Genomic DNA, 14,199 nt, shown 5'->3' on the forward strand with positions numbered 1-14,199 from the left:
ACCACCGGCGCCCGCATCAGGCGCTGGGCATGAAGACACCCGCAGAAGCGTATGCTTTAGCGGCCTGACCTGTGCAGGAAGTGCTGGGTCATTACATGTATTCGCGCGTGGTCATGCCGGCCCAGACCTTGCTCATCAAATCGGTGAGCGCGGCGTATTCCTGCCCGCGCCGCACGCCGGACTTGTCCCATTCGTCGGTCAACGCCTTGCGCACCTCGATGGACTTGATGCACTGATTGATCCAGTTCTCGCTGTAGCCCAGGCGGCGGTAGTTCTGGATGGCGCGGTCGATGGACAGTTCCGGGTCCACCGTTTCGTCCAGACGCTCGCTGCCCACCTGCGCCAGCCACAGCTTGAAGGGTTCGGCGCGCTTGCTGGGAATGGACTGGACCAGCCGCAGGATCTGCTCGGTGTCGGCCACGTCGGTTAGACGCGCTTTCCCGTCCGCGGCGCGCATTTTCAACCCGTGACAATTTGTCACGGTTTCATTGCCTTCGGCCTTGAGACGCTGTTTCAGCTTGCGCCAATAGGCGGAAGCGTCGGCGCTTTCGGTCAGCACGGCCACGACGTCCACGACCGAAAACCACCACTTCTCGCTCTCGGCATCCCACTCGGCGCGAATCTTCTTGGTCTCGAAGAGCTTGACCTTGCCTGCCTGCCCGCTCATGACTCAACTCCCGAAGCCAACTCGGCCACCGTCATCTTCGGGTATTCCCTCACCGGCGCGAAGATTTCGTGCTTGCCAAGATGCGCGAACAGCGAACCTTCCGCACTGAAAGCCGACCAATGCGTCAGCACGTCGAAACGGAAATCGCGCCGCTGGAACTTGCCTTTGCCCAGGTAGCCCCATTCCGGGAAGGTGATCGGCTGGCCGCTGCTGTCCTTCATGGTCAGGGCATCGCCGTGGACCAGGTTCTGCGACAACACGTGGCGGGCAGATCGATACAGATCGTCGGCATCGTCAAGATCCAGATATTCGGCAAAGATTTCGAGCAGGTTGTCCCGGCACTCGGCAATGTTGTCGGGCAGCAGCTCGATGCCGTAGATGCACATCAGCCCAAGTAGCGCATGGTGGCGCTTTTCGAAGTCGGACTTGCCGTACTTCGACTCGACTGCCGCGAGCTTGCGCCGGAGGATCTGGACGAGGAAGTTGCCGCTTCCGCAGGCCGGCTCCAGAAACCGGCTGTCGATCCTCTCGGTTTCGCCCTTCACCAGATCCAGCATCGCCTCGACCATCCACGGCGGGGTGAACACCTCCCCGTGGTCGGCGACGCGCTGTTTGGATTTCACCAGGCTCATGGATCCGCAGTACCCCCTTGTCCGCGCCCGATGTGGCGCATTCGCTTCGCGGGTCGAGGGCGGCGATCCTGCTTGCCGTCTTCCGCGGTGCGCAAGCCCGGGGCGTTGCCTCGTCGATGTCACCCGATTATGCAGCAGGGTGCCCACTGCGGCGTGGCGCGAACAACAAAAAACCCGCCGCAGCGGGTTTTCGTGGACGGGCCTCGTGAAGCTGGTGCCGGAAATAGGATTCGAACCTACGACCTACGCATTACGAATGCGCCGCTCTACCAACTGAGCTATTCCGGCAAGGTCGCGCATTTTATCGGTTGCGGCGGTGTTGCGCCAGTCGACGATCAGCGAAGCTCCTTGGGCAGGGCGAAGACCATGCTCTCCGGCTCGCCGCGCAGCTCCTGCACGTCCGGCGCGCCGAGGTCGCGCAGCCGCGCCAGCACGCCCTGCACCAGCACTTCCGGCGCGGAGGCGCCGGCCGTCACGCCGATGCGCCGGTGCGCGGACACCCAGGCCGGGTCGATCTCGGCGGCGCTGTCGATCAGCAGCGCGGCGGCGCCTTCGCGCTGCGCCAGCTCGCGCAGGCGGTTGGAATTGGAGCTGTTGGGCGAGCCGACCACCAGCACCGCGTCGCAGCCGCCGCGCACGAGGTCGCGCACGGCGTCCTGACGGTTCTGGGTGGCGTAGCAGATGTCGTCGTGCTTGGGGCCCTGGATCTTGGGGAATTTCGCCCGCAGCGCGGCGATGATTTCCTGGGTGTCGTCCACGCTGAGCGTGGTCTGGGTGGTATAGGCGCAGTTGTCGGGCTGCCGGAGCACCAGCGCGGCCACGTCTTCCAGGTTTTCGACCAGATGGATCTCGCCGGTCTGTTCCTTGGCCGTCCACTGCCCCATCGTGCCCTCGACCTCGGGATGGCCGGCATGGCCGATCAGCACCATGTCGCGCCCGCGCCGGTTCTGGCGACCGACTTCCTGATGCACCTTGGTCACCAGCGGGCAGGTGGCGTCGAACACCCGCAGCCCGCGGCGATCGGCTTCGTCGCGCACCGCCTGCGACACGCCGTGGGCGGAAAAGATGACGGTGGCGCCGTCGGGCACCTCGGCGAGTTCCTCGACGAAGACTGCTCCACGCGCCTTCAGGTCATCGACCACGAACTTGTTGTGCACGACCTCGTGGCGCACGTAGATCGGCGCGCCGAAAATTTCCAGCGTGCGCTTGACGATTTCGATGGCGCGATCGACGCCGGCACAGAAGCCGCGCGGATTGGCGAGCAGGACGTCCATGCTCGTCAGTCTAAGCCTTCGCTGCCGGCTTGGCCTTGCCCGACATCAAGCCGGATGCCAATGCCAGGCCGATGGCGCCACCCACCACGGCGCTGTCGGCGATGTTGAACGCCGGCCAGTAGTGGTTGCCGACATGCCACTGGATGAAGTCGACGACGTGGCCGTGGACGAAGCGGTCGATGACGTTGCCGAGCGCGCCGCCGATCACCAGCGCCAGCGGAAGGGACTGCTTCCAGTCGCCGCGCGGCGTGCGCGCCAGCATCCACGTCAGCACGGCGCTGATGGCGAACGCCAGCAGGATGAAAAGCCATTGCTGCCAGCCGCCGGCGTCGGCGAGGAAGCTGAACGCCGCGCCGGTGTTGTAGGTACGGTACCAGTTCCAGAAACCGTCGATGACGGGGACGGCGGTGTATTCGGGCAGATGCGCCAGCACCCACGCCTTCGACCACTGGTCGAGGCCGAGGATCAGGGCCGAAACGGCAAGCCAGGGCAGTGCGTTGGGTTTGACCTTGGCCATCAGAACCAACGGCGGGTTTCGCCCGCGCCGTCCACGTTGGCCACGCAGCGCCCGCACAGCAGCGGGTGCGCGGGGTGTGCGCCGACGTCCTCGCGGTGGTGCCAGCAGCGCACGCATTTGTGCTTCTGCGTCGGCTGTGCAGAAACGGCGATCGTCTTGGCGTCGGCGTCCGGCACCAGCGTCACATCGCCACTGATCAGCAGGAAGCGCAGTTCGTCCACCAGCGGCGCCAGTCGGTTCTGATCGGCCACGCCCGCGCGCAACTCGATTTCGGCCTCCAGCGCGGCGCCGATTTTTCCTTCGGAGCGCAGCGGTTCCAGCGCCTTCGTCACCTGCTCGCGCAATTCCAGCAGCGTGTCGAAGTCATGCGCGGTCATCGGCGCGGCGTCCGGAAGCGGCGTCAGCCCTTCGTACCATGTGGACAGCAGCACGTTGCCGGCGTGCGGCCCCGGCAGGTAGCCCCAAAGTTCGTCGGCGGTGAAGCTCAGGATCGGCGCGATCCAGCGCGCGAAGGCTTCGGCGATGTGGTACATCGCGCTCTGCGCGCTGCGCCGGCCCGGTGAATCTTCCTGCATCGTGTACAGGCGATCCTTGGTGACGTCGAGATACAGCGATCCCAGATCGACGCTGCAGAAATTCATCAACGCCTGCACCACGGAAGCAAAGTCGTAATCGGCATAGGCGGTCTTGATGGCCTCCTGCACCTGCCATGCGCGATGCACGATGTAGCGGTCCAGCGCCACCATGGCATCGGTTGCAACCATGTGCTGCGCGGGGTCGAAGCCGTGCAGGTTGCCCAGCAAGAAGCGCGCGGTATTGCGGATGCGGCGGTAGGCATCGGCGTTGCGCTTGAGGATTTCCTGCGACAGCGACATTTCGTTGCTGTAGTCGGTGGAGGCAATCCACAGGCGCAAAATATCCGCGCCCAATTTGTTCATGATGTCCTGCGGCTCGATGCCGTTGCCCAGCGACTTCGACATCTTGCGGCCGTGCTCGTCCACGGTGAAGCCGTGGGTCAGGCATTGCCGGTACGGCGCGGCCTTGTCGATGGCCACGCCGGTGAGCAGCGAGCTCTGGAACCAGCCGCGATGCTGGTCGGAGCCTTCCAGATACAGATCGGCCGGCTTGCCCAGGCCGCGCTCCTTGACCACGCACTCATGGGTCACGCCGGAGTCAAACCAGACGTCCAGAATGTCGGTGATCTTCTCGTACTGCGCGGCTTCCCCGCCCAGCAGTTCGGAAGGCTCCAACGCGTACCAGACGTCGATGCCGCCCTGCTCCACGCGGTCGGCCACCTGTCGCATCAACTCCACACTGCGCGGGTGGATGTCGCCGGTCTCGCGGTGTACGAACAGCGCGATCGGCACGCCCCAGGTGCGCTGGCGCGAGATCGTCCAGTCCGGTCGGCCGTCGATCATGCCGGCGATGCGCGCCTGGCCCCATTCGGGGTACCACGCCACCGTTTCGATGGCCGCCAGCGCGTCGCGGCGCAGGCCGGCTTGCTCCATCGAAATGAACCACTGCGGGGTGGCGCGGAACGCGATCGGGGTCTTGTGCCGCCAGCAATGCGGGTAGCTGTGCTTGAGCGGCGCGAACGCCAGCAGCGCGCCGTTGCCGCGCAGCACCTCGACGATCGCGTCGTTGGCCTTCCACACATGCAACTGGGTCAGGTCCACATCGCCCGCCTTCGGCGTGGATGGCAGATACACGCCACGCCCATCCACCGGGTTCAGCTGCGCCGCCGTGTATTTCTCGATCAGGCCGTATTTCTGGCCGACCACGAAGTCTTCCTGGCCGTGGCCGGGCGCGGTGTGCACCGCACCGGTGCCGTCTTCGGCGCTGACGTGATCGCCCAGCAGGATCGGGATGTCGCGCTCGGCATAGAACGGGTGCGCGAACAGCAGGCCTTCGAGTTTTTCGCCGGTGGCGCGGCCCAGCAGCACCGCCTCGTCCACGCCGTAGCGCTTGAGCGCCTTCTCGGCCAACGCCTCGGCAAGGATCAGCCAGCGGCGGCTGCCATCCGCCTTGGCCGGGCCTTCCACCAACACATACTCCAGCTCCGGCCCCAATGAAATGGCCAACGATGCCGGCAGCGTCCACGGCGTGGTGGTCCAGATCGGGATCGCCACCTCCACGCCTTCCGGCAGTTCGCTGCCGAAGGCGCGGCTGACTTGCTGGCTGTTGCGGGCGGCATAGGCCACATCCACCGCCGGCGAGGTCTTGTCCTGATATTCGATCTCGGCCTCGGCCAGCGCACTGCCGCAGTCGAAGCACCAGTACACCGGCTTCACCCCGCGCAGCAGGTGGCCGTTTTCCACCACCCGCGCCAGCGCGCGGATTTCATCGGCCTCGAACTTGAAATCCAGCGTGCGGTACGGGTTTTCCCAATCGCCCAGCACGCCCAGGCGCTTGAAATCCTTGCGCTGCACATCGATCTGCGCGGTCGCATATTCGCGGCATTTCTGGCGGAACTCGGTGGCGTCGAGCTTGGTGCCGACCTTGCCGAATTTTTTCTCGATGGCGATTTCGATCGGCAGGCCGTGGCAGTCCCAACCCGGGATGTAGGGCGCATCGAAGCCGGCCAGCGTCTTCGACTTGACGATGATGTCCTTCAGAATCTTGTTGACCGCGTGGCCCAGGTGAATGGCCCCGTTGGCATACGGCGGGCCATCGTGCAGCACGAACTGCGGGCGACCCTTGGCTGCGGCACGAATCTGCGCGTACAAGCCTTCGGACTCCCAGCGTGCCAAGGTATCCGGCTCACGCTTGGGCAGGTCGCCGCGCATCGGGAATGCAGTTTCCGGCAGCAGGATGGTGGCCTTGTAGGGGTTGTCGCTCTTGGTCGAAGTATCGTCGCTCACGCGGAGGCCTGCCTGATCGAAGCGGAGTGTCTTGCCGCGCCCGCGCCGGAATGCGCGGGCCAGCGTTGGGGAACGGATGTTTCAAGGAGGGCGCGCGCCTGCGCGTCGTCGCGCTGCATCTGCGCGGTCAGTGCATCCAGATCGGGGAATTTTTCCTCATCGCGCAGATGGGTGACGAACTCGACCGCGATCCGGCGCCCGTACAGGTCGCCTTCGAAATCGAACAGGTGTGCCTCCAGCAACGGCTCGACGCCGTCCACCGTGGGCCGTGTGCCGAAGCTCGAAACCGACGGTCGCGGGGCGTCGCCCACGCCGTGGACCCAGGTCGCATAGATGCCGCGCAGCGCCGGCGTCTTGCCGCCGAAGCGCAGGTTCGCGGTGGGATAACCCAGGGTGCGGCCGAGCTGGCGACCGCGCACCACCCGCCCGCCGATGGCGTAAGGCCGCCCCAGCAGCCGCGCCACCGTGGCGAACTCGCCCGTCACCAGCGCGGCGCGGATGCGGGTGCTGGAAATACGCTCGCCGCCGTCCAGCACCGGCTCGATCGCCTCGGCGCGGAAGCCGGACTGCGCGCCCTGCGCCTGCAGCAGCGCCAGATCGCCGCCGCGCGCGTGGCCGAAGCGGAAACCGGGGCCAACCCAGACCTCGCGCGCCGCCAGCCGTCCAACCAGCGTTTCGTGCACGAAATCGGCGGCCTCCATCGCCGCCAGCGCGCGGTTGAAGCGCAGCAGGCCGATGCCCTCGACGCCCAGCGCCCGCAGCCCGTCGATCTTGTCGTGCGCCAGCATCAGCCGCGGCGGTTTTTCGCCCCGGGCGAACAGCTCGCGCGGCAGCGGCTCGAAGCCCAGCGCCACCGCCGGCACGCCCAGCGTCCGCGCGCGCGCCACCGCGCGGCCCACCAGCGCCCGATGCCCGAGGTGCAGGCCATCGAAGGCGCCGATGCAGACCACGCTTCCCTGTGGGCACAGCGCTGGCCCCACGGCGTCGCGGAACAGAAAGGTCATGCGGCTCCAAAAGCCCGCGCGCTGGCGCCCGGGCCCGTCATCCAACTGCGTGACCTTGAAGTATAGCTGCGCTGCAACATGGCGCGATCAATGTTCCCGGAACTCCCGCAACCGAAAGCCCATCGCCAGCATCGCGCCGGCATAGACCAGCGCGCCGCCGCCGACCAGTCCGCCCAGCCAACCCACTCGCTGCCCCAGGCCGACTTCGGTGAATTCCGGACCGATGTGCAGTCCGTAGAGCACCACGGCGGCCATCGCCGCGTTGGCCACCAGCGCCCGCAGCCAGAACCGCCCCCAGCCCGGCATCAGGTCGACCACGTCGGCCTTGCGCAGCCAACGCCACAGCAGCCACAGGTTGAGATAGCTCGACAGCGCCGAGGCGATGCCGAGCGCGAAATGCAGCCCCGGCACCCGCGCCAGGGTCGCCATCACCCCGCCGACTCGGTCGGCTTCGGGCACCCACAGCGCCACCATCAGCCCCAGCAAGATCACGTTGAAGACCATGTTGGCCACCAGCGAGGCAACGGCGGCGCGCACCGGTGTTTTCGTGTCCTGGCGCGCGTAGAACCCCGGCAGCACGGTCTTGACCAGGGCGAAGGCCGGCAGGCCGAAGCTCAGGCCAAACACCGACAGCGCCGTCATGCGCGCGGCGAACGCATCGAAGCGGCCGTACTGGAACACCGTGGACACCAGCGGCAGCGACAGCAGCATCAGCCCCAGCATCGCCGGCAGGATGATGATCAAGGTGGTGCGCAGGCCCCAGTCGAAGGCTTTCGAGAACGCCGCGCGGTCGCCTTTGACGTGGTGCCGCGACAGGGTCGGCAGGATCACCGTGCCCAGCGCGATTCCGAACACGCCCAGCGGCAGTTCGAGGAAACGGTCGGCGCCGGACAGCCAGCTCTGCGAGCCGTGCACCAGCAGCGCCGCGATGAAGGTGTCGAACAGCAGGTTGGCCTGCGCCACCGACGAGCCCAGCAGGGTGGGCACCATCAGCCGCATGATCCGGCGGATGTCCGGGTGGTTCCAGCCCCAGCGCGGCAGCGTCAGCAAATCCAGCCTGGCCAGCAGCGGGAACTGGAACAGCAGCTGGAGCACGCCGGCGACGAGAATCGCCCAGCCCATCGCCATGATCGGCGGATCGGTGTAGCGCGAACCCCACAGCGCGCCGGCGATCATGCACAGGTTCAGGATGATCGGGGTAAACGCCGGCCAGCCGAAGCGGTCGTAGCTGTTGAGCGCGCCGGCCGCCAGCGCGGTGAGCGACACGAACAGCAGGAACGGGAAGGTCAGCCGCAGCAGGTCGGTGATCAGCTGGTTCTGGCCCGGTGCGGGATCGGCTTGCGCGAACGCCGTCGCCAGCTCCGGCGCCAGCAGCATTCCCAGCGCCGTCACCAGCAGCAGGACGCCGCCGAGGGTTCCGGCGGTGCGCGCCATCAGCTCGCGCAGTTCGGCGTGGCTGCGCTGTACCTTGATCTCCGTGAACACCGGCACGAAGGCGGTCGAGAACGACCCTTCCGCGAACAGCCGGCGCATGAAGTTGGGGATGCGGAACGCGACCCAGAACGCGTCGGTCATCCAGTTGGTGCCGAAGGTGGCGAAGAACACCTGGTCGCGCACCAGCCCGAACACGCGGCTGAGCATGGTCATGCCGCCGAACGACAGCACCCCGCCCAGCATGCCGCGCGGCTTGCCGCCGCTGGACGCGCCTGCGCTCACCCCGGCCCCGCGATCAAGCCGCCAGTGCGGCGCAGGTTGTTGACCCAACTGGGGAAACCAAGCATAATTCGCAGTCTTTCCGATGCGTTGTCGGCGCGGCATTGTGCCAGCCGACGGCACGCCCCGCCAAGTTCAGCATTCCAACCCCAAGAATTCCAGGATTTTCCAGTGGCCAATATCAAGTCCGCCAAGAAGCGCGCCAAGCAGATGGTCGTGCGCAACGCCCGCAACGTCGCCCAGCGCTCGCAGCTGCGCACCGCCGTCAAGCGCGTGCTCAAGGCCCTCAACGCCAACGACGCCGACGGCGCTTCCGCCGCCTTCACCGTCGCCCAGCCGCTGCTGGATCGCTTCGCCGCCCGCGGCCTGATCCACAAGAACAAGGCCGCCCGCCACAAGTCGCGCCTGACCGCGCGCATCAAGGCGCTCAAGACCGCCTGATCCGGCAACGGGATTCGAAAAAGCCCCGCTTCGGCGGGGCTTTTTGTTTCAGCCTTCCCCTTGAAGGGGAAGGAGAAGAGCGTTTTATGCGGCATCACCCTGTGACTTGGCTTCCAGTTCGTCCTCGCGCAGCCGGTCAAGGAACGTCTGGACTTCCAGCATGATCGGCCAGGTGCCTTCGCGACCGATCGCCGAAACCAGGTACCACGGCGCCGTCCAGCCCAGTTCGGCCACGATCGCTTCCGCCGCGGCGCGCGCCTCGTCCGCGAACATCAGGTCGGCCTTGTTCAGGACCAGCCAGCGCGGCTTGTCCAGCAGCGCTTGGTCGTGCTTGCCAAGCTCGCGCTCGATCGCGCGGACCTGCTGCGCGGGCGTCAACGCCTCCTGTCCCTCGTACTCCATCGGCGCGATATCGACCAGGTGCAGCAGCAGGCGGGTGCGCTGGATGTGGCGCAGGAACAGGCTGCCCAGGCCCGCACCGTCGGCCGCGCCTTCGATCAGGCCGGGGATGTCGGCGATCACGAAACTGCGGCCGACCTCGACGCTGACCACGCCAAGATTCGGGTACAGCGTGGTGAACGGATAGTCGGCCACCTTCGGCGTCGCTGCCGACACCGCGCGGATGAAGGTGGATTTGCCCGCATTCGGAAAACCCAGCAAGCCGACGTCGGCCAGCAGCTTGAGTTCCAGCCGCAGCACTCGCTCTTCGCCCTCACCGCCGGGCGTGGACTGTCGCGGCGAGCGATTGGTCGAGCTCTTGAAATGCATGTTGCCCAACCCACCCTGCCCACCCTTGGCGACCAGCAGGCGCTGGCCGTGTTCGGTCAGGTCGCCGATGACTTCATCGGTATCGACGTTGTGCACCACCGTGCCCACCGGTACCGTGATCTGGATGTCCTCGCCAGCCTTGCCGTATTTCTGGCTGCCCATCCCGTTTTCGCCGCGCTGGGCCTTGAACCGGGTTTGATGGCGGAAATCGACCAGAGTATTGAGGTTCTCGTCGGCCACCAGCCAGACGTCGCCGCCGTCGCCGCCATCGCCGCCATCCGGCCCGCCGAGCGGGATGAACTTCTCGCGCCGGAAACCGACGCAGCCGTTGCCGCCGTTGCCGGCAGTCACGGTGATTTCAGCTTCGTCGACGAGTTTCATGGGGAAAAGTCAGGGGCTTGGGGGATAAACGAAAAACCCCGCCGAGGCGGGGCTCTTCGCGGCATCCGTCGGTTCGCGCTTACTGCGCGGCGAGGATGCTGACGGTGCGGCGCTTCTTCGGGCCCTTGGTGGAGAACTCCACCGTGCCGTCGACCAGCGCAAACAGGGTGTGATCGCGACCGAGGCCCACGCCGGTGCCCGGGTGGAACTGGGTGCCGCGCTGGCGAACGATGATGTTGCCGGCTTCCACGGCCTGTCCGCCGTACAGCTTCACGCCCAGGAACTTCGGATTCGAGTCGCGGCCGTTGCGGGTCGAACCACCAGCCTTCTTGTGTGCCATGACTGCGTCTCCTTACTTGCTGCCACCGGCAATGCCGGTGATCTCGATTTCGGTGTAGTGCTGCCGATGCCCCATCTGCTTGCGATGGTGCTTGCGGCGGCGGAACTTGACGATGCGCACCTTGTCGGCGCGACCGTGCCCGACCACCTTGGCCGACACGCTGGCGCCCTTGAGCGCGTCGCCGAGCTTGATGCCGTCGGCATCGCCCAGCATCAGGATGTCATCGAACTTGATCTCGCTGCCGGCCTCGGCCTCGAGCTTCTCGACGCGGAGCGTTTCGCCCTGCATCACGCGGTATTGCTTGCCGCCTGTCACCACGACTGCATACATGTTGGACCTCTCGTTTCTGTCGTTCTTCTTGGGAATCCGCCACGCATCGCGCGGGCAGAAGCGGAATTGTAGTGGATTCAGGAAGTTGTAGTCAAACGCGCCGCTGAACGGACCGCCTTGGCCGCGATCCTGCACCCGGCCATAACACACACGCGGTCTAGACTTCCGGCGGTTCGGCGCGGCTCACGATGCCGCGCGACCGATTCAACCCGACCCAAAGAGGCATCCCCATGACGGAAACCGAGGGCCGCAATCCGGCCAATTCCAACTGGCCGGCGATGGCCGGCACCGCGCTGCGCGTGGCGTTCGGCATGATCTGGCTGGTCAGCGCCGCGCTGACGTTCTCGCCCGATTTCGCCAGCCACTACGTGGGCTACCTGCACAACGCCGCGACCGGGCAGCCGGCATGGTCGGCCTGGTGGTTCAACCTGTGGATCGCGCTGGTGACGCCCAACGTCGCCTTCTTCGTGTGGGCGACGCGCATCGCCGAGGTGCTGCTGGCGCTGGCGCTGATCTTCGGCATCGCGCGCAAGTTCACCTACATCGTCGGCCTCCTGTTCAGCCTGCTGATCTGGAGCACGGCCGAGGGCTTCGGCGGGCCGTATTCGGTGGGTGCCAGCAACATCGGCGCGGGGCTGAGCTACGTGCTGATCTTCGCGGCGCTGATCGTCATCAACCTGCGTTCCGGCCCGAGCCCGTACAGCCTGGACTACCTGATCGAACGCCGCTGGCCGGCGTGGCGCAAGGTCTCGGAGTGGAACCCCGAGGTGCACCCCGAGCAGGTGCAGCGCCTGCCGTGGAGCGTGCAGGGCCCGGCGCTGGCGGGGGTGATGCTGATGACGGCACTGCTGCTGGCCGGCCTGCACAGCGCCCTGAACGTGCGCTCGGCCAGCCCCGCGGCGGCGGCGGCGGCGGTGTCGCCGCTGTCACTCGCCTCCACCGACCCGGTGGCGCAGGCGCGCGACGCCCGCCTGCCGCCGGTGCCCGCAGGCGACACGGCGGAAATCCGGATCGGCGTGTCCGACGACAACATCGACATCGCCAGCGGCGTGCAGTACCAGGCCTGGACCTTCGGCAAGTCGGTGCCCGGCCCGGTGATCCACGTGCGCCAGGGCCAGAGGGTGAAGGTGGTGCTGACCAACAACGGCACCATGCAGCACTCGATCGACTTCCATTCGGCCATCACTCCGCCGAACCTGCACTACGTCGACATCATGCCCGGCGAATCGATCGAGTTCACCTTCGAGGCGAAGGTGGCCGGCGCGTTCCTGTACCACTGCGGCACGCCGCCGGTGCTGCTGCACATCGGCAACGGCATGTACGGCGCGATGATCGTCGACCCGGCAATCCCCTTGCCGCCGGCTGCCGAAAGCTACGTGCTGGTGCAGGGCGAGTGGTACACCCAGCAGGTGTCCGGGCAGGTCATGGCCGGCAACTACCAGAAGATGCTGGACATCAAGCCGGATGAAGTGGTGTTCAACGGCACCGCCTTCCAGTACCGCGACCATCCGCTGACCGCCAGGCCCGGCGATCTGGTGCGCCTGTACGTGGTCAACGCCGGGCCCAGCCTGTGGAGCGCATTCCACGTGATCGGGGCGATCTTCGACAAGGTCTATCCGGACGGCGATGCGGCGCACGCCCTCACCGGGGTGTCCACCTACACCGTCGGCCCGGGCGAAGGCGCGGTGTTCGACCTGACCCTGGACGAAGCCGGCCACTATCCGTTCGTCGACCACTCGATGGCGCACATGGAAATCGGCGCGGTCGGCGTGCTGGCGGTGGGCGACGTCGGCAACGCCAAGCCGCCGATCACGCGTTCGACGACGGCCGCCACGCCGCCGCCGCAGGCGACCGGGCCCTACGCCTTCAACCCGGCCAAGGCGGAGCAGCTCTACAACCGCAACTGCGGTGCCTGCCACCAGGCCAACGGCGAAGGCACGCCGGGCATGTTCCCGCCGCTCAGGGGCAACGCCGCCGTCCTCGATCCCAACCCGGCCACGCAGCTCGGCGCGATTCTGAACGGCATGCACGGCGTGCCGATCGACGGCGTCAACTACCAGGGCGCGATGCCCCCCTTCGCCTCGACCCTGAACGATGCCGACATCGCCGACATCGTCAACCACGAGCGCACCTCGTGGGGCAACCAGGGCAAGCCGATCACCGCCGACGACGTGAAGAAGGCGCGCGCGGCAGCAACGCCTGCGGCTTCGGAAGCGCACGTGCACTGAATCCACCGGCCGTCCGGAAGGGGCTGGGGGTCGAGCGCGCCATGGATGGCGCGCGCCCGCGCGTCGGAGAGGGATGCGGAGTTTCAAGCGGCGACCTCCCGCCCCCCCTTCCGGACGGCTGCGACCAAGGTGAGCGTCCCCTCACGGCGATCTTGACCGACGCGCTAAACTACCCGGTCGCATCACCAAAACCCCGCCGATGGCCCTCGATTTCATCCGCATCCGCGGCGCGCGGACGCACAACCTCAAGAACATCGACCTCGACCTGCCGCGCGACAAGCTGATCGTGATCACCGGTCTGTCCGGTTCGGGCAAGTCATCGCTGGCGTTCGACACGATCTACGCCGAGGGCCAGCGCCGCTACGTGGAGTCGCTGTCGGCCTATGCGCGGCAGTTCCTGAGCGTGATGGACAAGCCCGACGTCGACCACATCGAAGGGCTGTCGCCAGCGATCTCGATCGAGCAGAAATCGACCAGCCACAATCCGCGTTCGACCGTCGGCACCATCACCGAGATCCACGACTACCTGCGCCTGCTGTACGCGCGGGTGGGCACGCCGCACTGCCCCGATCACGGCTTTCCGCTGGAAGCGCAGACGGTCGGCCAGATGGTCGATCAGGTACTGGCGATGGAATCCGATCCGGCGCTGGGCGGCCCGCGCGGGTTGCTGTTGGCGCCTGTGGTGCGCGAGCGCAAGGGCGAACACAAGCAGGTGATCGAACAGCAGCGCCCGCAAAGCTACAAGAGGGTGCGGGTGGATGGCGCCCTGCACGAAATCGATGCGGTGCCGCCGCTGGCACTGCGGGTCAAGCACACCATCGAGGCGGTGATCGACCGCTTCAAGCCGCGCGCGGACCTGCGCCAGCGGCTGGCGGAATCGTTCGAGACCGCACTCAAGCTGGGTAGCGGAATCGCGCTGGTGCAATCGATGGACGACGCCGCAGCGGCGCCGCTGCTGTTTTCCTCGCGCTACTCCTGCCCGGTCTGCGACTACTCGCTGCCGGAGCTGGAACCGCGGCTGTTTTCATTCAACTCGCCGATCG

General features: G+C 66.6%; 12 protein-coding genes, 1 tRNA gene and 1 pseudogene. 3 read left to right on the plus strand and 11 right to left on the minus strand.

The features are described 5' to 3' along the window. Window positions 1-91: 91 nt before the first annotated feature. The 8 genes from Q0X16_RS09230 to murJ all read right to left on the minus strand — a co-directional run bounded on the left by Q0X16_RS09230 (window position 92) and on the right by murJ (window position 8,632). Window positions 92-667, minus strand: coding sequence for a Bro-N domain-containing protein (locus Q0X16_RS09230; RefSeq protein WP_297833366.1), 576 nt, complete (start codon window positions 665-667; stop codon window positions 92-94). Next, window positions 664-1,446, minus strand: coding sequence for an N-6 DNA methylase (locus Q0X16_RS09235; RefSeq protein WP_297833368.1), 783 nt, complete (start codon window positions 1,444-1,446; stop codon window positions 664-666). The genes Q0X16_RS09230 and Q0X16_RS09235 overlap by 4 nt, the downstream gene beginning before the upstream one ends. Before the next feature lie 65 nt (window positions 1,447-1,511). Then, window positions 1,512-1,587, minus strand: a tRNA-Thr gene (locus Q0X16_RS09240). Between the two features lie 47 nt (window positions 1,588-1,634). Continuing rightward, window positions 1,635-2,573, minus strand: coding sequence for a 4-hydroxy-3-methylbut-2-enyl diphosphate reductase (gene ispH, locus Q0X16_RS09245; protein ID WP_297833369.1), 939 nt, complete (start codon window positions 2,571-2,573; stop codon window positions 1,635-1,637). A 10-nt stretch (window positions 2,574-2,583) separates the two neighbouring features. Next, on the minus strand, window positions 2,584-3,090 hold the full coding sequence (gene lspA, locus Q0X16_RS09250; protein WP_297833371.1) for a signal peptidase II: 507 nt from the start codon (window positions 3,088-3,090) through the stop codon (window positions 2,584-2,586). Next, window positions 3,090-5,876: an isoleucine--tRNA ligase gene (gene ileS, locus Q0X16_RS09255; protein ID WP_297833385.1), complete on the minus strand. Its 2,787-nt coding sequence runs from the start codon at window positions 5,874-5,876 to the stop codon at window positions 3,090-3,092. The genes lspA and ileS overlap by 1 nt, the downstream gene beginning before the upstream one ends. 71 nt (window positions 5,877-5,947) lie before the next feature. Continuing rightward, the gene (locus Q0X16_RS09260; RefSeq protein WP_297833373.1) at window positions 5,948-6,955 is read right to left on the minus strand and encodes a bifunctional riboflavin kinase/FAD synthetase; all 1,008 of its coding nucleotides are present in this window, start codon (window positions 6,953-6,955) and stop codon (window positions 5,948-5,950) included. Between the two features lie 87 nt (window positions 6,956-7,042). Continuing rightward, window positions 7,043-8,632, minus strand: coding sequence for a murein biosynthesis integral membrane protein MurJ (murJ, locus tag Q0X16_RS09265; protein WP_297833387.1), 1,590 nt, complete (start codon window positions 8,630-8,632; stop codon window positions 7,043-7,045). 207 nt (window positions 8,633-8,839) lie between these two features. On the opposite strand from murJ, the gene rpsT reads away from it, so the two are divergent. Continuing rightward, window positions 8,840-9,109 (plus strand): 30S ribosomal protein S20, encoded by a 270-nt coding sequence (gene rpsT / locus Q0X16_RS09270; protein WP_297833375.1) that lies wholly within the window; start codon window positions 8,840-8,842, stop codon window positions 9,107-9,109. Between the two features lie 84 nt (window positions 9,110-9,193). Here rpsT and obgE read toward each other — a convergent pair whose 3' ends face one another. The 3 genes from obgE to rplU all read right to left on the minus strand — a co-directional run bounded on the left by obgE (window position 9,194) and on the right by rplU (window position 10,928). Next, window positions 9,194-10,258 carry a GTPase ObgE gene (gene obgE / locus Q0X16_RS09275; protein WP_297833377.1) on the minus strand — a complete coding sequence of 355 codons (1,065 nt, stop codon included), beginning with the start codon at window positions 10,256-10,258 and terminating at the stop codon, window positions 9,194-9,196. A gap of 79 nt (window positions 10,259-10,337) precedes the next feature. Beyond that, window positions 10,338-10,598, minus strand: a complete 261-nt coding sequence (gene rpmA, locus Q0X16_RS09280) for a 50S ribosomal protein L27 (RefSeq protein ID WP_297833379.1) — start codon at window positions 10,596-10,598, stop codon at window positions 10,338-10,340. Window positions 10,599-10,610: 12 nt separating this feature from the next. Beyond that, entirely contained in the window at window positions 10,611-10,928 is a 318-nt protein-coding gene (gene rplU / locus Q0X16_RS09285) for a 50S ribosomal protein L21 (RefSeq protein ID WP_297833381.1), read from the minus strand. A 230-nt stretch (window positions 10,929-11,158) separates the two neighbouring features. Between rplU and Q0X16_RS09290 the strand changes: the two genes are divergently transcribed. Both Q0X16_RS09290 and Q0X16_RS09295 read left to right on the plus strand, forming a co-directional pair. After that, window positions 11,159-13,156: a multicopper oxidase domain-containing protein gene (locus Q0X16_RS09290; RefSeq protein ID WP_297833383.1), complete on the plus strand. Its 1,998-nt coding sequence runs from the start codon at window positions 11,159-11,161 to the stop codon at window positions 13,154-13,156. Window positions 13,157-13,355: 199 nt separating this feature from the next. Further along, window positions 13,356-14,199 (plus strand): annotated as a pseudogene (locus Q0X16_RS09295) (excinuclease ABC subunit UvrA); the annotation flags it as partial.

This window comes from Thermomonas sp., from assembly GCF_025993755.1.
Classification (GTDB): Bacteria; Pseudomonadota; Gammaproteobacteria; order Xanthomonadales; family Xanthomonadaceae; genus Thermomonas.

What these genes read in the sequence shown, in the direction of transcription:
- Q0X16_RS09230 (WP_297833366.1), bottom strand. Translation starts at nt 667, where the DNA reads ATGAGCGGGCAGGCAGGCAAGGTCAAGCTCTTCGAGACCAAGAAGATT.
- ispH (WP_297833369.1), bottom strand. Translation starts at nt 2,573, where the DNA reads ATGGACGTCCTGCTCGCCAATCCGCGCGGCTTCTGTGCCGGCGTCGAT.
- lspA (WP_297833371.1), bottom strand. Translation starts at nt 3,090, where the DNA reads ATGGCCAAGGTCAAACCCAACGCACTGCCCTGGCTTGCCGTTTCGGCC.
- ileS (WP_297833385.1), bottom strand. Translation starts at nt 5,876, where the DNA reads ATGCGCGGCGACCTGCCCAAGCGTGAGCCGGATACCTTGGCACGCTGG.
- Q0X16_RS09260 (WP_297833373.1), bottom strand. Translation starts at nt 6,955, where the DNA reads ATGACCTTTCTGTTCCGCGACGCCGTGGGGCCAGCGCTGTGCCCACAG.
- murJ (WP_297833387.1), bottom strand. Translation starts at nt 8,632, where the DNA reads ATGCTGGGCGGGGTGCTGTCGTTCGGCGGCATGACCATGCTCAGCCGC.
- obgE (WP_297833377.1), bottom strand. Translation starts at nt 10,258, where the DNA reads ATGAAACTCGTCGACGAAGCTGAAATCACCGTGACTGCCGGCAACGGC.
- rpmA (WP_297833379.1), bottom strand. Translation starts at nt 10,598, where the DNA reads ATGGCACACAAGAAGGCTGGTGGTTCGACCCGCAACGGCCGCGACTCG.
- rplU (WP_297833381.1), bottom strand. Translation starts at nt 10,928, where the DNA reads ATGTATGCAGTCGTGGTGACAGGCGGCAAGCAATACCGCGTGATGCAG.
- Q0X16_RS09290 (WP_297833383.1), top strand. Translation starts at nt 11,159, where the DNA reads ATGACGGAAACCGAGGGCCGCAATCCGGCCAATTCCAACTGGCCGGCG.